The following is a 23122-nucleotide window of genomic DNA, read 5'->3' as shown; positions in this document are numbered from 1 at the left end:
AATCGACTTCCGCCGGTGCTTCGCGCCATCGGTGTCAGCCTGCTAGTCAGACCCACAAACGTCCAGGCCAGGCCCACGAGGCCCGGCCGTCTGCATCAAGGAATCCCATGAATAAGCTCACGACCGCTTTCGGCGCGCCCGTCGTCGACAACAACAACATCCAGACGGCCGGCCCGCGCGGACCGGCCCTGCTCCAGGATGTCTGGTTCCTGGAAAAGCTCGCCCACTTCGACCGCGAAGTCATCCCCGAGCGTCGCATGCACGCCAAGGGCTCGGGTGCCTACGGCACGTTCACCGTCACGCACGACATCACCCAGTACACACGCGCCAACCTGTTTTCGGAGATCGGCAAGAAGACCGAACTCTTCATGCGTTTCTCGTCGGTGGCCGGCGAGCGCGGCGCAGCCGATGCCGAGCGCGACATTCGCGGCTTCGCCATCAAGTTCTATACCGAGGAAGGCAACTGGGATCTGGTGGGCAACAACACGCCGGTCTTCTTCCTGCGCGATCCGCTCAAGTTCCCCGACCTGAACCACGCCGTGAAGCGCGATCCGCGCACGGGCATGCGTAGCGCCGAGAACAACTGGGATTTCTGGACCAGCCTGCCCGAGTCGTTCCACCAGGTCACCATCACCATGAGCGACCGGGGCATTCCGCGTAGCTGGCGCCATATGCACGGCTTTGGCAGCCATGCGTACAGCTTTATCAGCAAGGACATGCAGCGCCACTGGGTGAAGTTCCACTTCGTGACCCAGCAGGGCATCCAGAACCTGACCGACGCCGAAGCCGCAGAGGTCACCGGCCGCGACCGCGAATACCATCAGCGCGATCTGTACGAAGCCATCGAGCGCGGCGACTTTCCGCGCTGGAAGCTGTTCGTGCAGATCATGCCCGAGGCCGACGCCAGCAAGTATCGCCACAACCCGTTCGACCTGACCAAGATTTGGTCGAAGAAGGACTATCCGCTGATCGAAGTGGGCGTGCTGGAGCTGAACCGCAATCCGGAGAACCATTTCGCCGAGGTGGAACAGGCCGCGTTCGCGCCGTCGACGATCGTCCCGGGCATCGGCTTCTCGCCGGACAAGATGCTGCATGGCCGCCTGTTCTCGTACGGCGATGCCGAGCGTTACCGCCTGGGCGTGAACCACCACCTGATTCCGGTGAACTCGCCGAAGGCAGCGCGGTACGTCAACAGCTATCACCGCGACGGCCGTGGCCGCACCGACGGCAACGCGGGCGGCACCATTGCCTACGAGCCGAACACCCGTGGCGAGTGGACCGAGCAGCCCGACTTCCGTGAGCCGCCGCTGTCGGTGGAAGGCGCCGCCGACCACTGGAATCACCGCGTGGACGACGACTACTTCTCGCAGGCGGGCGACCTGTTCCGCCTGATGTCGCCGGCGCAGCAGCAGGCGCTGTTCGACAATACCGCCCGCGCCATCCAGGGCGTGTCCAAGCCGGTGCAGCAGCGCCATATCCTGCATTGCACGCAGGCCGATCCGGCCTACGGTGCCGGTGTCGCGGCGGCGATCGAGAAGATCGAAGCGAAGTCATCGACGTAAGCCAGGCCCCCCGGTGTTTGCCTCTCCCGCCAGCGGGAGAGGGCCCGGGGCAGAGGGCGGGCGCGTCCCGCCCTCATGACGAAAGCAAGACGAGGCAACAGATGGATCCGACCCAAGCCCCCACCATGACCGCCGATGAAGAAGCCCGCATGATCGCTGCGCTGGGCCAGGTGTTCGACCTGGCACGCAATGGCGAGGCGGCCGCGCTGGCGGCGCTGATCGAACGCGGCATGCCGCCGAACCTGCGCAACGAAAAAGGCGACAGCCTGGTGATGCTGGCCGCCTATCACGGTCATGCCGATGCGCTGCGCACGCTGCTGGCCGCCGGCGCGTCGCCGGATACGCGCAATGCGATGGGACAGACGCCGATTGCCGGTGCCGCGTACAAGGGCTACCGGGAGATCATTGAAATCCTGCTGGGACACGGCGCGGACGTCGAAGGCGCTTCGCCCGACGGCCGCACGGCGCTGATGGTTGCGGCGATGTTCCAGCGTACGGAAATCGTCGAACTGCTCACGCAACACGGCGCCAATCCCGAAGCGCGCGACGCGCGCGGCATGACGGCGGCCGACGCCGCCGCGTTCATGGCCGGCCGCACGGGCCGGCCGGCACACTGATCGGGCAAGCTGCGGTCAGCCGCGCCCGACGAACGGCATCTTTGTCGCCATCACGGTCATGAATTGCACGTTGGCGTCGAGCGGCAGGTTGGCCATGTGCAGCACCGAACTGGCAATATGGGCCACGTCCATCAGCGGTTCCGGACGAATCTCGCCATTGGCCTGCGGCACGCCGCGCGCCATACGGTTGGCCATGTCGGTGCCGGCGTTGCCGATGTCGATCTGGCCGCAGGCAATGTCATAGGCACGGCCATCGAGCGACAGGCTCTTGGTCAGCCCGGTGATGGCGTGCTTGGTGGCGGTATAGGGCACCGTGTTCGGACGTGGCGCATGGGCCGAGATCGACCCGTTGTTGATGATCCGGCCGCCGCGCGGGTTCTGCGCCTTCATCAGCGCGAACGCGCCGCGCGCGCACAGGAAGGCGCCGGTCAGGTTGGTATCGAGCACCGCCTTCCACTGTTCGAAAGACAGCTCGTCGATGCTGATCGCCGGCGCATTGACGCCCGCGTTGTTGAACAGCACATCAAGACGACCGAAGCGTTCGCTCACTTTCTCGTACAACGCATCGACCGACGCCGGGTTGCTGACATCGCACTGCACGGCCAGCGCCGTCTGCCCGGCTGCCGCGGCCTGTTCGGCCAGGGCTTCCAGCGTTTCGGCGGTGCGTCCCGCCAGCACTACCTGATAGCCGTCGGCCAGCATGGCCTGCGCCACCGCCTTGCCGATGCCGCGCGCGGCGCCCGTGACCAATGCGACCTTTGCCTGCTGTGTCATACCCGGAGTCTCCGTTTCTGAGTGGATGGGGGTGCAAGTCCTGACCAGGCGGTCATCGTACAACACAGGCTGCTGCACCGGGGGCGTTCCGCCAAGGATTTCACCGGCCAAGGCAAGCGAAGTTCTAAAGATATAACAACAATGCATTTGGGCCGGCCGGATGGTTGTCGTACGATTCGCGCTGACTGGGCGGGTGCCGGGAGGCGCTCGCCTTCCTTTTCCAGCGCCCTCGTACCCCTACAAATGTCAGTCGATCTCGCCCTGTCGCCCGCCGGCGCCCAGGCTTCCGCCCAGACGGCCGCGCCGCCCCGGGCCGTTATCCGTTCCGCCGCCGATGTGGCACGGCTCGTCAACGATGGCGGCGCCGCCGTCAGCAACGCCCGCATCGTGGTAGCCATCGCGCTGGGCGGCATCTTCCTGGACGCCTATGACCTCGGTGCCCTGGCCTTCGGCCTGAAGGATGTCACCCGGGAATTCGGGCTGACGCCAGCCGGCACCGGCATGGTGGCGTCCGCCATCACGTTTGGTGCGATTGTCGGCGCATTCCTGGGCGGCTATCTCACCGACCGTATCGGCCGCTACCGTGTGTTCATGGCCGACATGCTCTGCTTCGTGATCGCCGCCATCGCCTGCGCGCTGGCACCGAACGAATACGTGCTGGCCGGTGCCCGCTTCGTGATGGGCCTTGGCGTCGGTATCGACCTGCCGGTGGCCATGGCTTTCCTGGCCGAATTCTCCAAGCTCAAGGGACACGGCAACAAGGCCGCGCGGGTGGCGATGTGGTGCCCCACCTGGTATGCGGCGATCTGCGTCTCGTACCTGCTGGTGCTGGGCTGCTACGCGATCCTGCCGGCATCGCACAGCGGCCTGCTGTGGCGCATCATCCTTGGCTTCGGCGCCGTGCCCGCGCTGATCATCATCGCCGTGCGCAGCCGCTACATGAGCGAATCGCCGGTGTGGGCCGCCAACCAGGGCGACCTGGAAGGCGCCGCCAGGATTCTGCGGAAATCGTACGGCATTGACGCCGAGGTGGCGCCCGATGCCGTGGTGGCGCCGCCCAAGCGCCCGGCATCGTGGCGCAACTACGGCCTGCTGCTCAAGGGTGTCTATGCACGCCGCACCGTGCTGGCCACGATCATGTCGATTGCATCGTCGTTCGCCTATAACGCGGTCGCCTTCGGCTTGCCCGTGATCATCGCCAGCTTCCTGGCGCAGACCATGCTGACCACCATCCTGGTGTCGCTGGCGCTGAACCTGCTGTTTGCCTTCGTCGGCGGCCTGATCGGTGTGCATCTGGTGCCGCGGACCGGCGCCTGGAAACTGACCATCACCGGCTACGCGTTCCAGCTGGCCGCACTGGTGGGCCTGGCACTGGTGGGCAAACCTGCCGGGGGCACGGAAGTGGTCATCGCCATTTCGTTCCTCGCGCTGTTCCTGCTGGGCCAGGGCTTTGGCCCGGGCGCGCATACCATGACCTATGCGTCGCTGAGCTACCCGACGTCGCTGCGTGGCGTGGGCGTGGGCTTTAACCAGACGCTGATGCGCGCCAGTTCCACCGCGTCGCTGTTCCTGTTCCCGGTGCTGGCCGCCGCCTTGTCCACCAAGGTGTTCTGGGTCATCGCCCTGGCGCCGCTGGCCGGCCTGCTGGCCCTGCTGGCGATCCGCTGGGAACCGGCCAACTACGACGTGGATGCCGAGGACTTCCAGTCCTGATCGGGTCGCCAGCCGGCTCCGGGGTACCCCGGGGCCGCCGGCTCGCGTATACCGTTAGCGGGCAGCGGCCTCCACGGCCTCGGCCCGCTCCGCCACGATGCGCAGGCGGTCGAAGTTCATGTTCGCCCCGGACGTGATGGCCACCAGCGCCTGCCGCGCATCCTGCGGCAGCCCCGCCGCATACTGCTTCAGCCCCGCCAGTGCCAGCGCACCGGCCGGTTCCACCAGGCTCCGGGTGTCCTGGAAGATGTCCTTGATGGCCGCGCACAGCGCGTCCGTATCGACCGTGAGCACGCCGTCGAGCAGATGCCGGCATAGCCGGAAGGTCTCCTCCCCCACGCGCTTGACTGCCGTGCCATCGGAAAACAGCCCCACCGAATCCAGCGTCACGCGCTCGCCGGCCGCCAGCGAACGGGCCATCGCGCATGAATCCTCGGTCTGCACGCCGATGACCTGTACCTCCGGGCGCACCGCCTTGACATAGGCCGCCACGCCAGCCGCCAGGCTGCCCCCGCCAATCGGCACGAACACGGCATCGAGCGCCCCGCGATGCTGGCGCAGGATCTCCATGCCCACCGTGCCCTGACCGGCGATCACCTCAGGATCGTCAAAGGCCGGGATGAAAGTCAGCGCCTGCTCACGCTGCAGGGCCATCGCATGGTCATAGGCTTCGGAATAGGATTCGCCCGCCTGCACCACTTCCACCATCTCGCCGCCATGGGCGCGTACGGCGTCGACCTTGACCTGGGGCGCGGTCTGCGGCACCACGATGACCGCCCGCACGCCAAGCCGCGCCGCCGACAGCGCCACCCCCTGGGCATGGTTGCCGGCCGACGCCGTGATCACGCCGCGCGCCAGCGCCTCGGCCGGCAGGCTGGCCATCTTGTTGTAGGCGCCACGCACCTTGAACGAGAACACGGGCTGATGATCCTCGCGCTTGAGCCAGACCTGGTGGCCCAGGCGCGCCGACAGCGCCGGCGCCAGGTCGAGCGGCGTTTCGCGCGCCACGTCGTACACGCGGGCGGTCAAGATCCGTCTCAGGTAGTCATCTGCGTCGAACGCATCGGCATCTGCGTGCACAAGCCCGCAAGCTGCGCCGAGGGCGGCGTGCCGGGTGGTGGCGGGGACGGCGGAAACCGGGGATTGCGGCATGGAACGCTCCTGTCTGGATAGGGGGGTGTCCCCAGGAGGCGGCCACAAAAAACCCGCCTCGTTGGGCGGGTTGTTGTTGTCTGTTCCGGACGCGCGCTAACCCACCATTCGAGGAATGGTGCGAATAATCGCGATGATGTTCAGGCCGAAACAGGTCATGGCGTCGAGTGTCACGGATTTATGCACATTGTGTCAATCCCGGCGATGTTCGGCTGCGCGGCGGCCCCGGCCGCCTGTTGCGGCCGCGCCGATTCCCGCAATCCGTTTCCCCATGCGGGGTTCAGGCGGACGCAAGCTCGTATTAGAATCGCCGTTGTCGTCACGTCCGGCCCCGTTGAAGCCAGAGGTCATGTTCCGGGTTGGATATCCGCTCCGGACTGGTTTTGTCCCACGGGCAGCCGGCGCTTCAGTTCCAAAAGAATCCATCCGATATCTGTCCTGCATCCACGGGACTTCGGGCATAACAGATACATGACCGCGCTTGCATACGATGTCGCCCTGGCACCCGAGCCTGCCGATCGCCGGCTGGCCGCTGCCACCCCTGCCGGGGACGAGGCCTGGGCGTTGCTGGAAGCTTCCGGCGCGCTGGCCATGCGGGTCGACATCCAGGGCCGCATCCTGGAAGCCACCGAAACCACGGCCGACCTGCTGGTCTATCCGCTGGACTACCTGCTGCACACCTCCGTACTCGACCTGATCGCGCTGGAATCGCGCGAGCGCGTGGCCCGCATGCTGCAGGGCTGCGCGCAGGACCACGCCGCCCGACGCGAGCGCGTGCGCGTGGTGGGCGGTGGCCGCCCGGGGTGGATCGACCTGCGCGTGAGCCATCACCGTGCCGCCGCCGGCGCGGCCAGCCTGCTGCTGTTCGGCCACGACGTCACGGACTGGGTGGAATCCGAGCGCCAGCTGACCGAGCGTGCCTTCCTGGATCCGTTGACGGGCGTGGGCAACCGCGCCTTCATCCGCAAGCGGATCGAGGAATACACGTCCGGCCCGGTGTCGCGCCAGTCGTTCGCGCTGGCGCTGATGGACCTGGACGGCTTCAAGAACATCAACGATTCGCTGGGGCACGAGTACGGCGATGCGCTGCTCAAGGAAGTGGGCGCGCGGCTGCAGGACACCGTGCGCGCGCACCACAGCGTGGCCCGCCTGGGCGGCGACGAGTTCGTGCTGATGATGGACGGCCTGGAGTCCGAGGCCGAGGCCGTGCGCATCCTGGAGCGCGTGATCCACGTGTGCCGCCAGCCGTTCCTGCTGGGCGGCTGCCATGTGCGCATCACCACCAGCATCGGCCTGGCCTTTTCGACCGAAGCCCCGCAGAGCGAATCGCAATGGCTGCGCCGTGCAGATCTGGCCATGTACGAGGCCAAGGCGCTGGGCAAGAACCGCTACTGCGTCTATTCGCCCGAACTCGACCGCCGGCTCGACGAGCAGTTCCGGATCGAGCAGAGCATGTTCGAAGCGGTGCAGAGCGGCGAATTCCTGCTGCACTACCAGCCGATCGTGTGGCCAGGCTCCGGCGAGATCTGCGCGGTGGAGGCGCTGATGCGCTGGGAGCACGCCGGCGAGTACGTGCGTCCCGACGTGTTCATCCCCGTGGCGGAGAAGAACGGCCTGATCAAACATCTGGGTGCCTGGGCGCTGCGCTGCGCCTGCGCGCAGCTGGCCGCCTGGGATGCGCAGGGCATCCGCGTGGGCCACATGTCGGTCAACGTGTCGGCCGTGCAGTTCCTGCACCCGAACTTCTACGACAGTGTGCGCGGCGCGATTCAGGACGCGGGCATCGGCGCCGACCGCCTGGTGCTGGAAATCACTGAAAGCGCACTGATGACCGACCCGCAGGCCGCCGAGCGCCTGCTGCTGTCGCTGCGCGCGCTGGGCATCCGCTTTGCCGTGGACGACTTCGGCACCGGCTATTCGAGCCTGTCGTACCTGCGGCGCTTCCCGCTGTCCGCGCTGAAGGTGGATCGCAGCTTCGTGGCCGACATGATCGATTCCCCGCACGCGCGCACCATCGTGTCCGCCGTGCTGTCGCTGGCGCGCGAGCTGGGCCTGGTGGCCATCGCCGAGGGCGTCGAGACCGACGCACAGGGCGCGCTGCTGGCCGCGCAGGGCTGCGACCTGGTGCAGGGCTGGCGCTATGCGCGCGCCCTGAGCCCGTCCGACTTCGAAAATGCCGTGCTGGATGGCAAGCTCATCATGGGCCTCGGCGAAGTGTTCGCGCAGCGGGTGGTGTCCTGATGTCCAAGACGGAGTTCTTCGAGACCCTGTGGGCACGCATGGCGCAGCAGGGAGACTTCCCGACGCTGCAGTACTGCGTCGACAACATCTTCAAGACGCTCAACGCCGACCTGACCGTCGGCGAGATGGCCACGAGCGTGCTGTCGGACTTCAGCCTGTCGCAGAAGGTGATCCGGCTGGCCAACTCGGCGATGTACCGGTCTTTCGGCGGCGAAGTCACCACGGTATCCCGCGCCATCCTGGTGCTGGGCGTGGAGGCCATCAGCCACCTGACCCTCGGCATCCAGTTGCTCGACTACTTCCACGGCGTGGCGCCCAAGCGCCCGCAGGCGCTGAAGGCACTGCAACGCGCGCTGGTGGCCGGCGAGATCACGCGCGCGCTCACGCAGGCACGCGGCATCAACGAGGGCGAGGAAGCGGTGGTCTGCACGCTGATGCACCACATGAGCCGCCTGCTGCTGGTGTTCTACTACCCGGACGAATGGGAACGCGTGGAGGCCATGTGCGCCGCGCATCCGATGACCGAGAACGAGGCCGCGCTGGAGGTGCTGGGGGTGTCGCTGGAAGACATCGCCGAGGCCGCCGCGCGCAAATGGCGGCTGCCGGGCGTGATCGCCCATGCCATGAAGCCGCGCACGCTGTCCGCCGACACCGTGCTGGAAACCCATTCGGACTGGCTGTCGGCCATCGCCCACGTGTCTGCCGAGGCCGCCGTCACGATGGTGCGCGAGGGCGACGAGGCGTCCGTGGAGACCCTGCTCAACTCGCATGCCAAGATGCTGGGCCTCAATCCCGGCGATGTCAGCGTGGCCGTGCGCCAGGCCGAGGCACTCAGCACGTCGATCACCGCATCGGAAGCCGCCGCGCCGGCGGACGGCGGCGCCCCCCACGGGCCGCAGCCGGTGAACGTGCTCGAACGCCTGCGGGCGGGTCTGGCCGAAGTGCAACGCGAAGGCGCCGGCCTGACCGTTTCGCAACTGGCGCCGATGGTGCTGGAGACCAGCATGCGGGCGCTCGATTTCTCGCGCTGCTTCCTGATGATGCTGAACCCCACCACGCGCCGCTTCCATGCGCGCCTGGGCTTTGGCGAAGGCATGCGCGAGGCACTGCCCGCGCTGTCGTACGAGGAAGGCTTCGTGCCCGATGTGTTCCACTTTGCCGGGCTGTCTGCCAGGCCGCTGCTGATCGAGGACACGTTCGACGCGGAGATGGCGCAGCGCATGCCACGCTGGTATCGCGATGCGCTGCCCGATGCGCGCACGGTGCTGCTGGCGCCGGTGAAGATCCGCAACCGCTGCATCGCCATGATCTATGGCGACTGGGGCAGCACCCGCATGCCGGTGGTCATCGGCGAGGCCGAACTCGAAGCGATCGACGCGCTGACCGGCGAGATCGCCGCCGGCGTCTTGCGGGCCGCGCCCGACCGCACCCCGCCACGCCCACGCTGATCCCTTGGGCCCGCGCCGCGCCCTTCAGTGGCGCTGTGCCTTGCGCGCGGCCTTGTTGGCGTACATCGCCGCATCCGCTTCGGCCAGCAGGTCGTGGACATTGCCGTGGCGCAGCGGGTCGAAGGCGATCGCCCCCGCGGGAGTCGGGGGCAACTGCATAAGCTTGTCGGCCGTTAAACGGCAAGTCTTGGCGTTGGTGCAACGTGTACGGATTGTTTCACTTCCAAGGCGCCGCCGTATGCGTCAAGCATGCACCAGCACATTGACCAGCCTGCCGAACGGGTCGCGCACAAAGAAGCGCCGCACGCCCCAGGGTTCGTCGGCCGGGCCGTAGGCAATCGGCAGGCCGGCAGCCTGTACGCGGGCCAGCGCGGCGTCGAGGTCGTCCACTTCGATCGACAGGTCCGGCACCGGCGTTCCGGAGTCGCCCTCGGACAGAAAGCTGACCTGCACGGTCTGCGTGGCGACAGACCCGTAGGTGGCGATCCAGCCATGGTCCATCAGCAGGTCCAGCCCGAAGATGTCGTGGTAGAAGCGGCGCGCGGCGGCCGGGTCGGCGGCCGCGACATTGGCGACGATGCGCTTCACCTTCATGCGGCCATCTCCGTCGCGTTGGCGTCCGGATGCTCGGCCAGCGGCACGAACCGGCCGGACTTGCCGTCCAGCGCATCGATCGCGCCGGTGCCAATGTCGTAGTACCAGCCGTGCAGCGCAATGCGCCGCTCGGCCAGCGCCTGGGCCACGCACGGGTGGGTGCGCAGGTGGGCCAGTTGCTCGATCACGTTCTGGCGCACCATGTCCGCCACGCGCTCGGCGTCCGATGCATGTGGCCGTGCCAGGCTGATCTTGCGGGCCCCTGCGGCATGTTCTAGCCATTCGGCCACGGACGGCATATGGTCCAGGCACTGGCACATGGCCACCGCCGTCATCGCGCCGCAGTTCGAATGGCCGCAGATCACGATATCGCGCACCCTGAGGCCCGCCACCGCGTATTCCACGCTGGCCGATACGCCACCGGGCTGCACGGCATAGGCGGGCACGATATTGCCCGCGTTGCGGATCACGAACAGCTTGCCGGGCTCGCTCTGCGTCAGCAGCGCCGGTTCCACGCGGCTGTCCGAACAGGCGATGAACAGCGTGCTGGGACTCTGCTGCGTGGCCAGCTCCTGGAACAGCGCGGAGCGCTTCGGAAACTCTTCGCGCTGGAATTTGAGAATGCCTTGAATCAGGTCTTTCACGATAATCCCCCCATTTGAGCCGCTAGCATGTCGAATCTCGTGCCATTGGTCAAAGACGGGATTATTATGCCTACCATTGGCATTACCAATAGCTGACCCTCTCCATGCTGCTGCGCCACGTTCGCTACTTCCTGGCTGTTGCCGACGCCGGCAACTTCACGCGCGCCGCCGAGACGCTGCACGTCTCGCAGCCCACGCTCTCGCAACAGATCCGCCAGCTCGAAGACACCCTGGGCGCGCCGCTGTTCGACCGCAGCGGCCGCGCCGTACGGCTGACCGATGCGGGGCAGGCCTACTACGTGCACGCGCGCCGGGCGCTGCAGGACCTGGAAGCCGGGCAGCGCGCCATCCATGACGTGGGCGAGCTGACGCGCGGCAACCTGCGCCTGGCCATGACGCCGACGTTCACGCCTTACCTGGTGGTGCCGCTGATCGTGGCGTTCAATGGGAAGTATCCAAACATCACGCTCAGCCTGCGCGAAATGCCGCAGGAACGCGTGGAACCGCTGCTGGCCGATGACGACATCGACATCGGCATCGCCTTCGACGACATCCACCTGCCGGATCTGGAAGCCACGCCGCTGATCGAGGAACCGCTCGCCTACATGGTGGGTGCCTCCCACCCGCTGGCACGGCGTCGCGCCGCGCTGGACGCAGAGGCGCTGGCTGGCGAATCGATGGCCATGCTGACGCGGGAATTTGCCACCCGCGGCTATATCGCGCGCTACTTTGGCGGCCTGGGTATCGAGCCGCGCATCACCTTCGAAGCCAACTCGGTGAGCGCCGTGCTGGATGCGGTACGCAGCGGCCGCCACGCCACGGTGCTGCCGGCTGCCATCGCCGCCGGCCATGCGGACCTGCGCATCCTGAAGCTGGAACGCCCGCTGCCGCCACGGCACGCGGCGCTGCTGCAAAGAAAAGGCGCGTACCGCACAGCCGCGGCACGCGCCTTCGTCGATTTTGCGTTAAGCGAATTCAAGCGTCGTCGGGCGTCCCCAGCGCGCGATTGATGCGCAGCGCGATCAGCGTAGCCACCACCCCTGACAGCAGATACAGCGTCACGGCCACCAGGCCGAACAGCGACGACAGCCCCAGCGCCACCAAGGGTGCAAACGCGGCGCCGAACAGCCAGCCGAAATCCGTGGTCAGCGCGGCCCCGGTATAGCGGAATTTGGTGTCGAAGTTGGACGTGACCACGCCGGCCGATTGCCCATACGACAGCCCGAGCAGACCGAATCCGACCAGAATGAAGGCGTCCTGGCCCGACGCGCCGCCATCCAGCAGCCATGGCGCCGCGAGGCTGAAAATGCCGATCAGCACCGCCATCGTCGCCAGCGTGGTGCGCCGGCCGATGCGGTCGGCCAGCCAGCCAGAGATCAGCGTGCCAATGAAGGCAATGGCCGCGCCGACGATCTGGATCGCCAGCACGTCGCTGATCGCCTGCGTCTTGTGCAGGCTGACCCAGGACAGCGGAAACACCGTGACCAGGTGGAACAGTGCATAGCTGGCCAGCGACGCAAACGCACCGAGAAAGATGTTGAAGCCCTGCGCATTCACCATCTGTAGCGTGCTGATGGGCTCCAGTTCGTCTTCCTCCAGCAGCCGCGTGTACTCGTGCGTGACCACCAGCCGCAGCCGCGCGAACAGCGCCACCACGTTGATGGCGAATGCCACGTAGAACGGATAGCGCCAGCCCCAGTCGATGAATTCGGGCGGGGTCAGGCTGACATAGAGGAACAGGAACAGCCCGCCCGCCACCAGGAATCCGGTCGGCGCGCCGAGTTGCCCCACCATCGCATACCAGCCCCGCTTGTTCTCGGGCGCGTTGAGCGCCAGCAGCGAGGGCAGCCCGTCCCACGAACCGCCGAACGCAATGCCCTGCAGGAAGCGGAACAGCGCCAGCAGATAGATGGCGGTACTGCCAATCGACGCGTACGCAGGCAGGAATGCGATACCCACCGTGGCCGTGCCCAGCAGGAACAGCGACGCTGTCAGCTTGACGCCACGCCCCCAGCGCCGCTGCACGCGCATGAACAGCGCCGTTCCAAACGGGCGTCCGATAAACGCGAACGAGAAGATGGCAAAGCTGTAGAGCAGCCCGGCCAGTTCGCTGGCAAACGGAAAGTAGACCGTAGGAAAAACCAGGACCGACGCGATGCCGTAGGTGAAGAAATCGAAGTACTCGGAAGCCCGGCCAATCACCACGCCTGTGGCGATTTCGGCAGGTGCCACGTCATGGTGGCCGGGCGCCGGAGGTGCAGTCGGCGACGCGCGGTGCTGGTGGGACAGACTGGCCATCGTGGAGTCTCCATCGAGTGCGGAAGGAATGTCGTACTGCACTTAAAGTCCCGCAGTAACAAGAATAGCGCCTAAACTGCCATTGGAAATCGAAAGATTGCGGCGTCTGTCAGCCGTCGACGTTAATCAAACGCCACTTCCAACACCATGCCACGCTTCGAAGCTGCAGTGCCGACGTTTCGTGTGACGGGAAAGATGCTTTTGCGAAGTGCCGCAATCGCCATGCTGCTGGGCCTTGCGGGATGTAGCAACGCCGTGCTGTTGTCGCCCTCCGGCGACATGGCGGTTCGGCAGCGTGACCTGATCATCATCGCCACCTGCCTGATGCTGCTGATCATCGTGCCGGTGATATGCCTGACCTTGCTGTTTGCGTGGCGCTATCGCGAAAGCGCCAAGGATGCGCCCTACAACCCCGAGTGGGATCATTCCACCGTGCTGGAACTGGCCATCTGGGCCGCGCCGCTGCTGATCATCATCGCGCTGGGCGCGGTGACCTGGGTCAGCACCCACCAGCTCGATCCCTACCGTCCCCTGACCCGCCTCGACGAGCACCGCCCGGTGGCGGCCGACGTGAAGCCGCTCACCGTGGAAGTGGTGGCGATGGACTGGAAATGGCTGTTCCTGTATCCCGAGCAAGGCATTGCCACGGTCAACGAACTGGCCGCGCCGGTTGACCGGCCCATTGCGTTCCGGATCACCGCCACCTCCGTCATGAACACGTTCTTCGTGCCATCGCTGGCCGGCATGGTCTACGCGATGCCGGGCATGCAGACCCAGCTGCACGCGGTGATCAACAAGGCCGGCGTCTACGAAGGCATGTCGGCCAACTACAGCGGGGCGGGCTTCTCGCACATGCGCTTCAAGTTCCACGGCATGTCCAACGAGGATTTCGACCGCTGGGTGCAGCAGGCGAAATCGTCGGGCACACCGCTGTCGAAGGACACCTATCTGAAGCTGGCCAAGCCCAGCGAGAGCGACCCGGTGCAACGCTATGCCAGTGTCGAACCCAACCTCTACAAGCTGATCCTGAACCGCTGCGTGGAGGGCGGGACATGCATGGCAGACACCATGGCACAGAACCAGAACCGCAACCGTGCCAGGTTCGATCCGACCGCGGAAATCTGCACCGCGAGCAACACACCGGACGTGGCGCCGGTGTTCGCGCCAGATGCCGCGCTCAATGACGGCAGGCAGGTGTTGCGCTGAGGCGCAACCCGGTTCCACCCCTTCACGAATCCGATTTCGCCAATCATCATTGGCCAGCAGTGGTCAATACAGGCCCAGGTGACAACCATGCCCGAGCGTTCAGAACTCGCCAACATGATCTTTGGCCGCCTGTCGTGGGAATCCATCCCGCTGCACGAGCCCATCCTCATCGGCACCTTTGCCGTCGTCGTCCTGGGCGGCATCGCCCTGGTGGCACTGCTGACCTACTACCGCGTGTGGGGCTACCTCTGGCGCGAATGGTTCACCAGCATCGACCACAAGAAAATCGGCATCATGTACATCGTGCTGGGCATCGTGATGCTGCTGCGCGGCTTTGCCGATGCGGTGATGATGCGGTTGCAGCAGGCCGTGGCATTCGGCGACAACCTCGGCTACCTGCCACCGCACCACTATGACCAGATCTTCACGGCACATGGCGTGATCATGATCTTCTTCGTGGCCATGCCGCTGGTCACGGGGCTGATGAACTTCGTGGTGCCGCTGCAGATCGGCGCGCGCGACGTGGCCTTTCCGTTCCTGAACAACTTCAGCTTCTGGATGACCACCGGCGGCGCCATCCTGGTGATGATGTCGCTGTTCGTCGGCGAGTTCGCGCGCACGGGCTGGCTCGCGTATCCGCCGCTGTCCGGCATCCTGCACAGTCCGGACGTGGGCGTCGACTACTACATATGGGCGTTACAGGTGGCGGGGGTCGGGACGTTGTTATCCGGGATCAACCTGCTCGTCACCATCGTCAAGATGCGCGCGCCGGGCATGACGCTGATGCGCATGCCGATCTTCACCTGGACGTCGCTGTGCACCAACGTGCTGATCATCGCCGCGTTCCCGGTGCTGACCGCCGCCCTGGCGCTGCTGTCGATGGACCGCTACGTCGGCACCAACTTCTTCACCGCGGACCAGGGCGGCAGCGCCATGCTGTACGTGAACCTGATCTGGATCTGGGGCCATCCCGAGGTCTATATCCTGGTGCTGCCGGTGTTCGGCATCTACTCGGAGGTCACGGCCACGTTCTGCCGCAAGCGCCTGTTCGGCTACGCGTCGATGGTGTACGCCACCGTGGTGATTACCGTGCTGTCGTACCTGGTGTGGCTGCACCACTTCTTCACCATGGGGTCGGGCGCCAGCGTGAACTCATTCTTCGGGATCACGACGATGATCATTTCGATTCCCACCGGGGCAAAGATCTTCAACTGGCTGTTCACGATGTACCACGGCAAGATCAAGTTCGAGGCGCCGATGCTGTGGACAGTGGGCTTCATGGTGACATTCGTGATCGGCGGCATGACGGGCGTGCTGCTGGCGGTGCCGCCGGCCGACTTCGTGCTGCACAACAGCCTGTTCCTGATCGCCCACTTCCACAACGTGATCATCGGCGGCGTGCTGTTCGGGCTGATGGCCGGCATCTACTACTGGTTCCCGAAGGCGTTCGGCTACCGGCTCGTGGCGTCGTGGGGCAAGGCATCGTTCTGGTTCTGGCTCACCGGCTTCTACTTCGCGTTCATGCCGCTGTACTGGCTGGGCCTGCTCGGCGTGACGCGCCGGGTGAACCATTTCGAGGATACGTCGCTGCAGATCTGGTTCCTGATTGCCGCGTTCGGCGCGTTCCTGATCGCCTGCGGCATTGCCTGCTTCATCATTCAGCTGGTGGTCAGCTTCATGCGCCGCGAGGAACTGCGCGACACCACCGGCGACCCCTGGGACGGCCGCACGCTGGAATGGTCCACATCGTCGCCGCCGCCGCAGTACAACTTCGCGTTCACGCCGGTGGTGCATGACACCGATGCCTGGTGGCAGATGAAGCAGTACGGCTACAAGCGGCCGATGGAAGGCTTCATCCCGATCCACATGCCGAAGAACACCGCGGCGGGGATCGTGCTGGCCGCCCTGTGCACGCTGATGGGCTTTGCGCTGATCTGGCACATCTGGTGGCTGGCGGCCGTGTCGTTCGCGGCCACGATCATCGCGGCAATCATCCATACCTTCAACTACAAGCGCGACTACTACATCCCGACCGAAGACGTGGTCCGGACCGAAGCGGCACGCACCCAACTGATGACTGGCCATGGCTGATACGACCCTTCCCCTCCACGCGCACAGCACTTCGGCGGCGGATGACGCACCGCCGGGCGGCTACCAGTTCTATCTGACCGAGGAGCACCACCCGCAAAACGGCACGCTGCTGGGGTTCTGGCTCTATCTGATGAGCGACTGCCTGATTTTCGCCTGCCTGTTCGCCGCCTATGGCGTGCTGGGGCGCGAATACGCGGGCGGGCCCACCGGCGCCGAGCTGTTCGAGCTGCCGCTGGTGGCGCTGAACACGTCGTTCCTGCTGCTGTCGTCGATCACATATGGCTTTGCCATGCTGCAGATGCAGCAGAACCGTGTGGCGGGAACGCAGATCTGGCTGGCCATCACGGGCGTGTTCGGCGCGGCGTTCCTGTTCGTCGAACTGTACGAGTTCGCGCACCTGATCCACGAGGGCGCCGGCCCCACGCGCAGCGCGTTCCTGACGTCGTTCTTCTCGCTGGTCGGCACGCACGGGCTGCACGTGACGTTCGGCATGGTGTGGCTGATCGTGCTGATGCTGCAGGTGGGCCGCCATGGCCTGATCACGGCCAACAAGCGGCGGCTGATGTGCCTGTCGATGTTCTGGCACTTTCTGGACGTCGTCTGGATCGGCGTCTTTACCTTTGTCTACCTGATGGGAACGCTGCCATGAGCGCGCAAGACCACGCGATGAACGGCCACGACCACGGCCACGGCCATCACGAAGAAGACATCGGGCCGCACGCCACGCTGGGCGGCTACCTGACGGGCTTCGTGCTGTCGGTGTTCCTGACGGCGGTGCCGTTCTGGCTGGTGATGGGCAAGGTGTTCGACAAGTCGTCAACCACGGCCGTGGTGATCCTGCTGATCGGCGCGGTGCAGATCGTCGTCCACATGATCTACTTCCTGCACATGAACGCGAAGTCCGAGGGCGGCTGGAACATGCTGTCGCTGATGTTCACGCTGACGCTGGTGGTGATCACGCTGTCAGGCTCGCTGTGGGTCATGTTCCACCTGAACAGCAACATGATGCCGCAGATGGAGCACGCCCGCGAGGCCGCGCAGTCGGGCGGCACGATCGTGCCGCCCAGGACGAAGTAACGGCTGCCAGGCCTGAAGCGCGGTGCGGAGCCACGCTTCGGGCCTTCGGTTTCAGGCGGCCAGGCGGAAGGTCGCCACGGCTTCCTTGAGCCGCTGTGCCTGCTCTTCGAGCGAGCCGGCGGCTGCCGCAGCCTGTTCCACCAGCGCGGCGTTCTGCTGCGTCACGGTGTCCATCTGCGTGACGGCCTGGTTCACCTGCTCGATGCCTGCGCTCTGCTCGGCCGACGCGGCGCTGATTTCGCCCATGATGTCGGTCACGCGCTTCACGGCGCTGACAATCTCTTCCATGGTCTGACCGGCCTGGGCAACCAGCTCCGATCCGCGCTCGACGCGATCGGCCGAATCCCCGATCAGCGACTTGATTTCCTTGGCGGCCGTGGCGCTGCGCTGCGCCAGGCTGCGCACCTCGCCGGCCACCACGGCAAAGCCGCGACCCTGCTCACCGGCCCGGGCGGCTTCCACGGCCGCATTCAGCGCCAGGATGTTGGTCTGGAACGCGATGCCTTCGATCACGGAAATGATGTCCACGACCTTGCGCGACGACGCGTTGATCTCGTCCATCGTGTGCACGACCTGGCCCACCACATCGCCGCCCTGCGTGGCTACCTCGGACGCATTCACGGCCAGCGCGCTGGCCTGCTTGGCGCTGTCGGCGTTCTGACGCACGATGCTGGTCAGCTCCTCCATGCTCGACGCCGTTTCCTGGAGCGACGACGCCTGTTCCTCGGTGCGCTGGGACAGATCGGTGTTGCCCGCGGCAATCTGGCTGGTGCCCGTGGCGATGGCATCGGTGCCGACGCGCACTTCCTTGACGATGCCGAGGATGTTGTCGTTCATCTCGCGCAGCGCGTCCAGCAACTGGCCGGTCTCGTCGGTGCTGTCCACCTCGATGCGGCTGGTCAGGTCACCCGACGCCACCGTGCGCGCGAAGCCCACGGCGCGATGCAGCGGACGCGTGATGCCGATGGTCAGCCACCAGGCAAAGGCCACGCCAATGGCCAGCGAGATCACGCCCAGCGTGATCAGGCCGTTGCGGGCGCTCTCGTAGATGTTGTTGATCTGCACCGCCGTGGCATCGATCGAGGCGCGCTGGATATCGAGCAGCTTCTGAATCTCGGCCAGATAGGCATCGCCGGCCGGTACGAATTCCGACTCCAGCACCTTGTTGGCCTCATCGGTCAGGCCTTCGGCCTTGAGCTTGGTGATCTTGTCGCGCGAATCGTTGTACGGGTTGCGCACCACCTGGATCTTCTTGAACGATGCCTTTTCCTCTTCCGTGGACAGGCGCGGCTCGATCTTGTCGCGCAGTTCGGCAATCGCCTTGACCGAATAGGCGGTCTCGGCCGCGAAGAATGCACCCAGCGACGGATCGCTACTGCGTGCCACGGCCGTGGTACGGCGCACGCTTGCATACATCAGCCGATACCAGTCGCTGACCAGACGTTCCTTGGCCAGCGGCTCCTGCATCATCGCGTGCGTACGGCCCGCAACCTCCTGCAGGCGCACGACGCCAAGTACGGTCATGAGCGTAGACAACACCAACACCACGCCAAAGCCGATGCCTAGGCGTACACCAATACCAAGATTTTTCATTGCTTGTACCTGATCCATTGGTTAGTGGCAGGCCGAGTCGCGTGTTGCCCCCGGCCGCTCCTCCTGCGTCAGCCGTACACGTGAATGTACGCACGGACAGACATTGGAAGTCCTAACGGTCTGGCGTAGTCAAACTTGAGCGAAAAATCAGGGAAAACGCGAATTGCGGCCGTAAATTCGCGTTGAAAGCCAACTGTAATGTTGGTGCCTATTTCTGGTGCGAAACGGGCGATGTCGGGCTGAACCAGTACGGCACCAGCGACAGCGCCACGACGGCCACGGCCGAGAAGAAGATGGCCGAGTACGTATTGGCCACGGGCCAGTCGCGCAGATGGCCCACATTGGCGATCAGCCCAAAGCCCCACGATGTCAGCGCCGAGCCCAGAAACACGAACGTGTTGAGCAGGCCCAGCCCGCGACCGCGCTTGGCCGGCGGAATCAGCGCGCGGCCCTGCGCCATCACCAGCGGATGCAGCATGCCGATGGTCGACAGCAGCGCCATCAGCCCAACGCCGGACGCCACGCCGGTATCGGGCCAGATCGTCAGCACGAGGCCACCCACCATCGACAGGCACGCCCAGCCGCCGATGGTGCGCTTGAGCGTGCTACGCCGCACCAGCACCGGCAGCAGGAACGCCGTGGCAAAGCCCGCGAGGCTCAGCAGTGTCAGCGCCACGCCGCGCGTGCCGGGCTGCAGGCCAAACACATCGGCCAGGTACGGCCCGCTCCAGGCGTTGCGGAAACCCGTGCCGGCCGCCATGGCCACGCAAACCGGAATCAGCGTCCACAGCGGCCAATTGCCGAGCAGCTTCACGCTTTCGGCCAGCATCGCGCCCATCGGTGCCTGGCGCGCTTGCGCATGGCCGCTGTCACGCACGTAGCGCCATACGCCATAGCAGGCACCCACCATGCCCAGCGCCGAAATGGCCAGCGCGGGGCGCCAGCCGAAATGCTGCGAGAACCAGCCCAGCGGTGCCGTGGCGCAGAGCGCGCCGATCATGCCCATGGCGTTCGAGCGACTCACCACGCGCATGTATTCCCGCTCGGAAAGCTGCTCCGACGCATAGTGCAGCAGCCCCATGAAGACTGGCGCGCAGGCGAGGCCCAGGCCCGCCTGGGCCAGCATGGCCAGCGCACCGCTGGGCGCCAGCACGAAACCCACGGCGGATGCCGCGCCAACGCCAAGCAGCAACGCGGTGGGACGCCCCACGCCATAGCGGTCGAAGGCAATCCCAACCGGAATCTGCGCCACCGCGAACGACAGGAAGAAGCACGACGACAGCGCGCCGAAGCCAGCTGGCGACAGCCCGAAATCATGCTGCAGCTCCGGCGCGATGACCGCCAGGCAACTGCGATAGAACTGGCTCAGGATGAACGCGAACGTGAGCAACGCAATGCCGCGCGCGGCGGTGCTGTTGTCAATATCGGAGGAAGTCTGGGGACGCCGGTCTGCTGCCGGTTCTGTTGCCGGGGTATTCATTGATGCGCGTCGTGGATGTGGCTCGCGGCCTGTTTTTCGCGACCATTCTACGCGGCCACAACCGCCCCACCCGCCCGCCGGCACGGATAACGCATAAAAGCGGTCGATCACCGCGCAGCCGCGCGGCAGGGTTCCGCCTGGCAGGCTCGCGTCGGCACAGGCGGGCCCCGCCACAACCAGTGCCAGACCACGCAACGGCCAATGCTTCAGGCGGTGCGCCGACGCTGCACTTCAGCGCGCGGTGCGACCACCGTAATACGTGCCGTTGCGGGGATTCGAAACCATGTAGTGATGATTGCGCGCCCAGCGTTGGGCGGCAAGGAAAGCATCGGGTTCACGCTGACTCCATGCACTGACCATCAGCGGCGAAGCATCTTCCTCGGTATTGAGGTAGACCGCCGCCCGATGCAGTGGGCCCTGGCTGTGGGATCCAGGAATCGTCGTGGTTCGAATCGTCACGCGCATCAGATCAAATCTTGAAGCCCAGATGCTACAGATTATGCATAACCCGGCATGACATGGGAATGACCGCGCAGGGGTGGGGGTGCGTATGTGGACACTTCTTTTCCTATGCTGGTCGAATGGCCGCGCCACCCGGGGCTTTCCGGGCAGGCGCGGGTCTTCCCCAGCGTGGCGCGCACGCCACGGATTCGAATTGCAGGAGGCTAGACGATGATGCAATCGTCCACATTGACCCCGGCCAAGGCACTGGCCGAACGCAATCGCGCGCATTTCCCGAACGAAGACGCCGCATACCGCCGGGCCCGCAATGCGCTGCTGGCCGAGGAAATCGAGCTGCGTCGGCACATCGAACGCGTGGCGGAAATGCGCCGCCAGCTGCCCCCGGGCGGCGAAGTGAAGCAAACCTATCAATTCACGGGCGAAAACGGCCCGGTCACACTGGCCCACCTGTTCGGCGACAAGGACACGCTGGTGGTCTACAGCTACATGTTCGGCCCGCAGCGCGAGAGGCCCTGCCCGATGTGTACGTCGCTGATGGCGTCGTGGGAAGGCAAGGTGCCCGACATCGAACAGCGCGTGGCGCTGGCCATGGTGGCGCGCTCGCCGATCGGGCGGCTCAAGGCAGCCAAGGCCGCGCGCGGCTGGACGCAGTTGAAGGTGTACGCCGACACCGATGGCGCTTTCACGCGTGACTATGTGAGCGCGGACGACGCCGACATGCCCGGCTACACCGTCTTTACCCGACGCGACGGCAAGATTCGCCATTTCTACAGCGGCGAGATGAGCGGCGCGATGGCCGACCCTGGCCAGGACCCACGCGGCGCACCCGACCTCGATCCGCTCTGGACCCTGCTGGACACCACGCCCGAAGGGCGCGGCGCAAACTGGTATCCGAAGCTTCAGTACGACTGACGGCAGGCGCGGCGCGGAAGCATTGGCGCAGGCGTCGGCAGGCGCAATGGGTACAATGCGCCGTCCCATCGTCTGCCAACCGCCATGCCAAACCCCAACCGGGCCTTCCTGCTCGGCCCGTTGCTGAAAGGTGTTTCCCGTTCGTTCTACCTGACGCTGCGCGTGCTGCCCGCGGGCATGCGCGACCCCGTCGGGCTGGCCTATCTGCTGGCGCGCGCTGCGGACACCATCGCCGACACCTCGCTGATCCCGCCCGCGCAGCGGCTCGACCTGCTGCTGGCACTGCGCCAGCGCATCAACGGTGCCGACGATGGCGGCGCGCTGGCGCGGCGGCTGGCCGTGGAGGTGGCCGGGCAGCAGACCGTGTCCGACGAGCGGGTGCTGCTCGAATCGATTTCGCCGGCGCTGGACGTCCTGGCGCAGCTTTCGCCCTCGGACCGCGCCGCCGTGCAGGGCATCGTCACCACGCTGACCGAAGGCATGGAGTTCGACCTGCAGACCTTCCCCGACGAACGCTCGGGCCAGGTCGCGGCCCTGCCGGCGCTGGCCGACCTGGATCGCTATACATACCTGGTGGCCGGCTGCGTTGGCGAGTTCTGGACCACCATGACCGATGCGCATCTGCCCGGCACCATGAAGGATCCGCTCGACACGATGCGGCGTCGCGGGGTGCGTTTCGGCAAAGGGCTGCAGATGGTGAACGTGCTGCGCGACGTCGGCAAGGACCTGCGCATCGGCCGCTGCTACCTGCCCGCCGAAGTGCTCGACCGCCATGGCCTGACCGTGCCGATGCTGCTCGATCCGACAAATTCGCGGCGCGCCCGGCCCATGCTGCACGAACTGGTGCGCATTGCGCTCGACCACCTGCGCGAGGCGATGGCCTATACGTTCGCCCTGCCCCGCACGGCCATCCGGCTGCGGCTGGCCTGCCTGTGGCCGATACTGATCGGCCTGGAAACGCTGGCGCTACTGGTGGAAAACGATGCGTGGCTCGATCCCGCCCGTGTGACCAAGGTCAATCGCAACAGTGTGTATCGCGTGCTGTGGCGCAGTACGGCGCTGGTCATGTCCGACGCGGCGCTGCGCAACTGGATGAACGGCCTCGTCGCCCGCATCGACAAAAGCTTGCGCTGAAGCCCCTGGCTTCGGCATTTCCCGCCTTTTCCCGGCCCCTGTTTTCTCTTATGATGCCGCCCACCATGCCGGCCCGTGGAGAGGAGACTGCTGGCCGGCGAACTCCGCCCGAGGCCTCACAAGG

At 65.8% G+C, this 23122-nt stretch carries 20 protein-coding genes and 1 pseudogene; 12 read left to right on the top strand and 9 right to left on the bottom strand.

Annotated features, from left to right (window positions below):
- Positions 1-107: 107 nt before the first annotated feature.
- Positions 108-1562 carry a catalase gene (locus D9X30_RS06750; protein ID WP_153946969.1) on the top strand — a complete coding sequence of 485 codons (1455 nt, stop codon included), beginning with the start codon at positions 108-110 and terminating at the stop codon, positions 1560-1562.
- A gap of 125 nt (positions 1563-1687) precedes the next feature.
- Positions 1688-2179 carry an ankyrin repeat domain-containing protein gene (locus tag D9X30_RS06745; RefSeq protein WP_153947145.1) on the top strand — a complete coding sequence of 164 codons (492 nt, stop codon included), beginning with the start codon at positions 1688-1690 and terminating at the stop codon, positions 2177-2179.
- Positions 2180-2194: 15 nt separating this feature from the next.
- Here D9X30_RS06745 and D9X30_RS06740 read toward each other — a convergent pair whose 3' ends face one another.
- Positions 2195-2953 (bottom strand): SDR family oxidoreductase, encoded by a 759-nt coding sequence (locus tag D9X30_RS06740; RefSeq protein ID WP_153946968.1) that lies wholly within the window; start codon positions 2951-2953, stop codon positions 2195-2197.
- Between the two features lie 243 nt (positions 2954-3196).
- On the opposite strand from D9X30_RS06740, the gene D9X30_RS06735 reads away from it, so the two are divergent.
- On the top strand, positions 3197-4666 hold the full coding sequence (locus D9X30_RS06735; RefSeq protein WP_153946967.1) for an MFS transporter: 1470 nt from the start codon (positions 3197-3199) through the stop codon (positions 4664-4666).
- Positions 4667-4732: 66 nt separating this feature from the next.
- Here the strand turns inward: D9X30_RS06735 and ilvA are convergent.
- A pseudogene (ilvA, locus tag D9X30_RS06730) lies at positions 4733-5818 on the bottom strand (threonine ammonia-lyase, biosynthetic); the annotation flags it as partial.
- A gap of 471 nt (positions 5819-6289) precedes the next feature.
- Between ilvA and D9X30_RS06725 the strand changes: the two are divergent.
- Both D9X30_RS06725 and D9X30_RS06720 read left to right on the top strand, forming a co-directional pair.
- Positions 6290-8059, top strand: coding sequence for a putative bifunctional diguanylate cyclase/phosphodiesterase (locus D9X30_RS06725; protein ID WP_153946965.1), 1770 nt, complete (start codon positions 6290-6292; stop codon positions 8057-8059).
- Positions 8059-9507 carry an HDOD domain-containing protein gene (locus D9X30_RS06720; protein WP_153946964.1) on the top strand — a complete coding sequence of 483 codons (1449 nt, stop codon included), beginning with the start codon at positions 8059-8061 and terminating at the stop codon, positions 9505-9507. The genes D9X30_RS06725 and D9X30_RS06720 overlap by 1 nt, the downstream gene beginning before the upstream one ends.
- A 24-nt stretch (positions 9508-9531) precedes the next feature.
- Here D9X30_RS06720 and D9X30_RS29690 read toward each other — a convergent pair whose 3' ends face one another.
- The 3 genes from D9X30_RS29690 to D9X30_RS06710 all read right to left on the bottom strand — a co-directional run bounded on the left by D9X30_RS29690 (position 9532) and on the right by D9X30_RS06710 (position 10745).
- A complete protein-coding gene (locus tag D9X30_RS29690; protein ID WP_283780756.1) occupies positions 9532-9666 on the bottom strand; it encodes a hypothetical protein in 135 nt (44 codons plus the stop codon).
- Positions 9667-9750: 84 nt separating this feature from the next.
- Positions 9751-10101: a VOC family protein gene (locus D9X30_RS06715; RefSeq protein ID WP_153946963.1), complete on the bottom strand. Its 351-nt coding sequence runs from the start codon at positions 10099-10101 to the stop codon at positions 9751-9753.
- Positions 10098-10745, bottom strand: coding sequence for a carbonic anhydrase (locus D9X30_RS06710; protein ID WP_249640903.1), 648 nt, complete (start codon positions 10743-10745; stop codon positions 10098-10100). Before D9X30_RS06710 ends, D9X30_RS06715 begins: the two co-directional genes overlap by 4 nt.
- A 104-nt stretch (positions 10746-10849) precedes the next feature.
- On the opposite strand from D9X30_RS06710, the gene cynR reads away from it, so the two are divergent.
- Positions 10850-11755 carry a transcriptional regulator CynR gene (cynR, locus tag D9X30_RS06705; RefSeq protein WP_153946962.1) on the top strand — a complete coding sequence of 302 codons (906 nt, stop codon included), beginning with the start codon at positions 10850-10852 and terminating at the stop codon, positions 11753-11755.
- On the opposite strand, the gene D9X30_RS06700 is transcribed toward cynR, so the two are convergent.
- Entirely contained in the window at positions 11721-13043 is a 1323-nt protein-coding gene (locus D9X30_RS06700) for an MFS transporter (RefSeq protein ID WP_153946961.1), read from the bottom strand. The two genes, cynR and D9X30_RS06700, sit on opposite strands and share 35 nt — an antisense overlap.
- 147 nt (positions 13044-13190) lie before the next feature.
- Between D9X30_RS06700 and cyoA the strand changes: the two genes are divergently transcribed.
- The 4 genes from cyoA to cyoD all read left to right on the top strand — a co-directional run bounded on the left by cyoA (position 13191) and on the right by cyoD (position 17417).
- A complete protein-coding gene (gene cyoA, locus D9X30_RS06695; protein WP_153946960.1) occupies positions 13191-14249 on the top strand; it encodes a ubiquinol oxidase subunit II in 1059 nt (352 codons plus the stop codon).
- Between the two features lie 87 nt (positions 14250-14336).
- Positions 14337-16340: a cytochrome o ubiquinol oxidase subunit I gene (cyoB, locus tag D9X30_RS06690; RefSeq protein WP_153946959.1), complete on the top strand. Its 2004-nt coding sequence runs from the start codon at positions 14337-14339 to the stop codon at positions 16338-16340.
- Entirely contained in the window at positions 16333-16989 is a 657-nt protein-coding gene (cyoC, locus tag D9X30_RS06685) for a cytochrome o ubiquinol oxidase subunit III (protein ID WP_153946958.1), read from the top strand. The genes cyoB and cyoC overlap by 8 nt, the downstream gene beginning before the upstream one ends.
- On the top strand, positions 16986-17417 hold the full coding sequence (gene cyoD, locus D9X30_RS06680) for a cytochrome o ubiquinol oxidase subunit IV (RefSeq protein ID WP_153946957.1): 432 nt from the start codon (positions 16986-16988) through the stop codon (positions 17415-17417). Before cyoC ends, cyoD begins: the two co-directional genes overlap by 4 nt.
- A 51-nt stretch (positions 17418-17468) precedes the next feature.
- Here the strand turns inward: cyoD and D9X30_RS06675 are convergent, their stop codons facing one another.
- The 3 genes from D9X30_RS06675 to D9X30_RS06665 form a co-directional block, all read right to left on the bottom strand.
- On the bottom strand, positions 17469-19010 hold the full coding sequence (locus tag D9X30_RS06675; RefSeq protein ID WP_153946956.1) for a methyl-accepting chemotaxis protein: 1542 nt from the start codon (positions 19008-19010) through the stop codon (positions 17469-17471).
- Between the two features lie 208 nt (positions 19011-19218).
- A complete protein-coding gene (locus tag D9X30_RS06670; RefSeq protein ID WP_153946955.1) occupies positions 19219-20490 on the bottom strand; it encodes an MFS transporter in 1272 nt (423 codons plus the stop codon).
- A 231-nt stretch (positions 20491-20721) separates the two neighbouring features.
- Complete coding sequence (locus D9X30_RS06665) at positions 20722-20955, bottom strand: CDP-diacylglycerol pyrophosphatase (protein ID WP_082926616.1); 234 nt, start codon at positions 20953-20955, stop codon at positions 20722-20724.
- Positions 20956-21162: 207 nt separating this feature from the next.
- On the opposite strand from D9X30_RS06665, the gene D9X30_RS06660 reads away from it, so the two are divergent.
- Positions 21163-21864 (top strand): DUF899 family protein, encoded by a 702-nt coding sequence (locus D9X30_RS06660; protein ID WP_153946954.1) that lies wholly within the window; start codon positions 21163-21165, stop codon positions 21862-21864.
- 84 nt (positions 21865-21948) lie between these two features.
- Positions 21949-22998 carry a phytoene/squalene synthase family protein gene (locus tag D9X30_RS06655; RefSeq protein WP_153946953.1) on the top strand — a complete coding sequence of 350 codons (1050 nt, stop codon included), beginning with the start codon at positions 21949-21951 and terminating at the stop codon, positions 22996-22998.
- Positions 22999-23122 lie beyond the last annotated feature (124 nt).

It is taken from the genome of Cupriavidus sp. U2, assembly GCF_009663685.2.
Classification (GTDB): domain Bacteria; phylum Pseudomonadota; class Gammaproteobacteria; order Burkholderiales; family Burkholderiaceae; genus Cupriavidus; species Cupriavidus necator_C.
The sequence above is the reverse complement of the archived record's forward strand: the minus strand, read 5'-3'. Positions and strand labels throughout refer to the sequence as shown.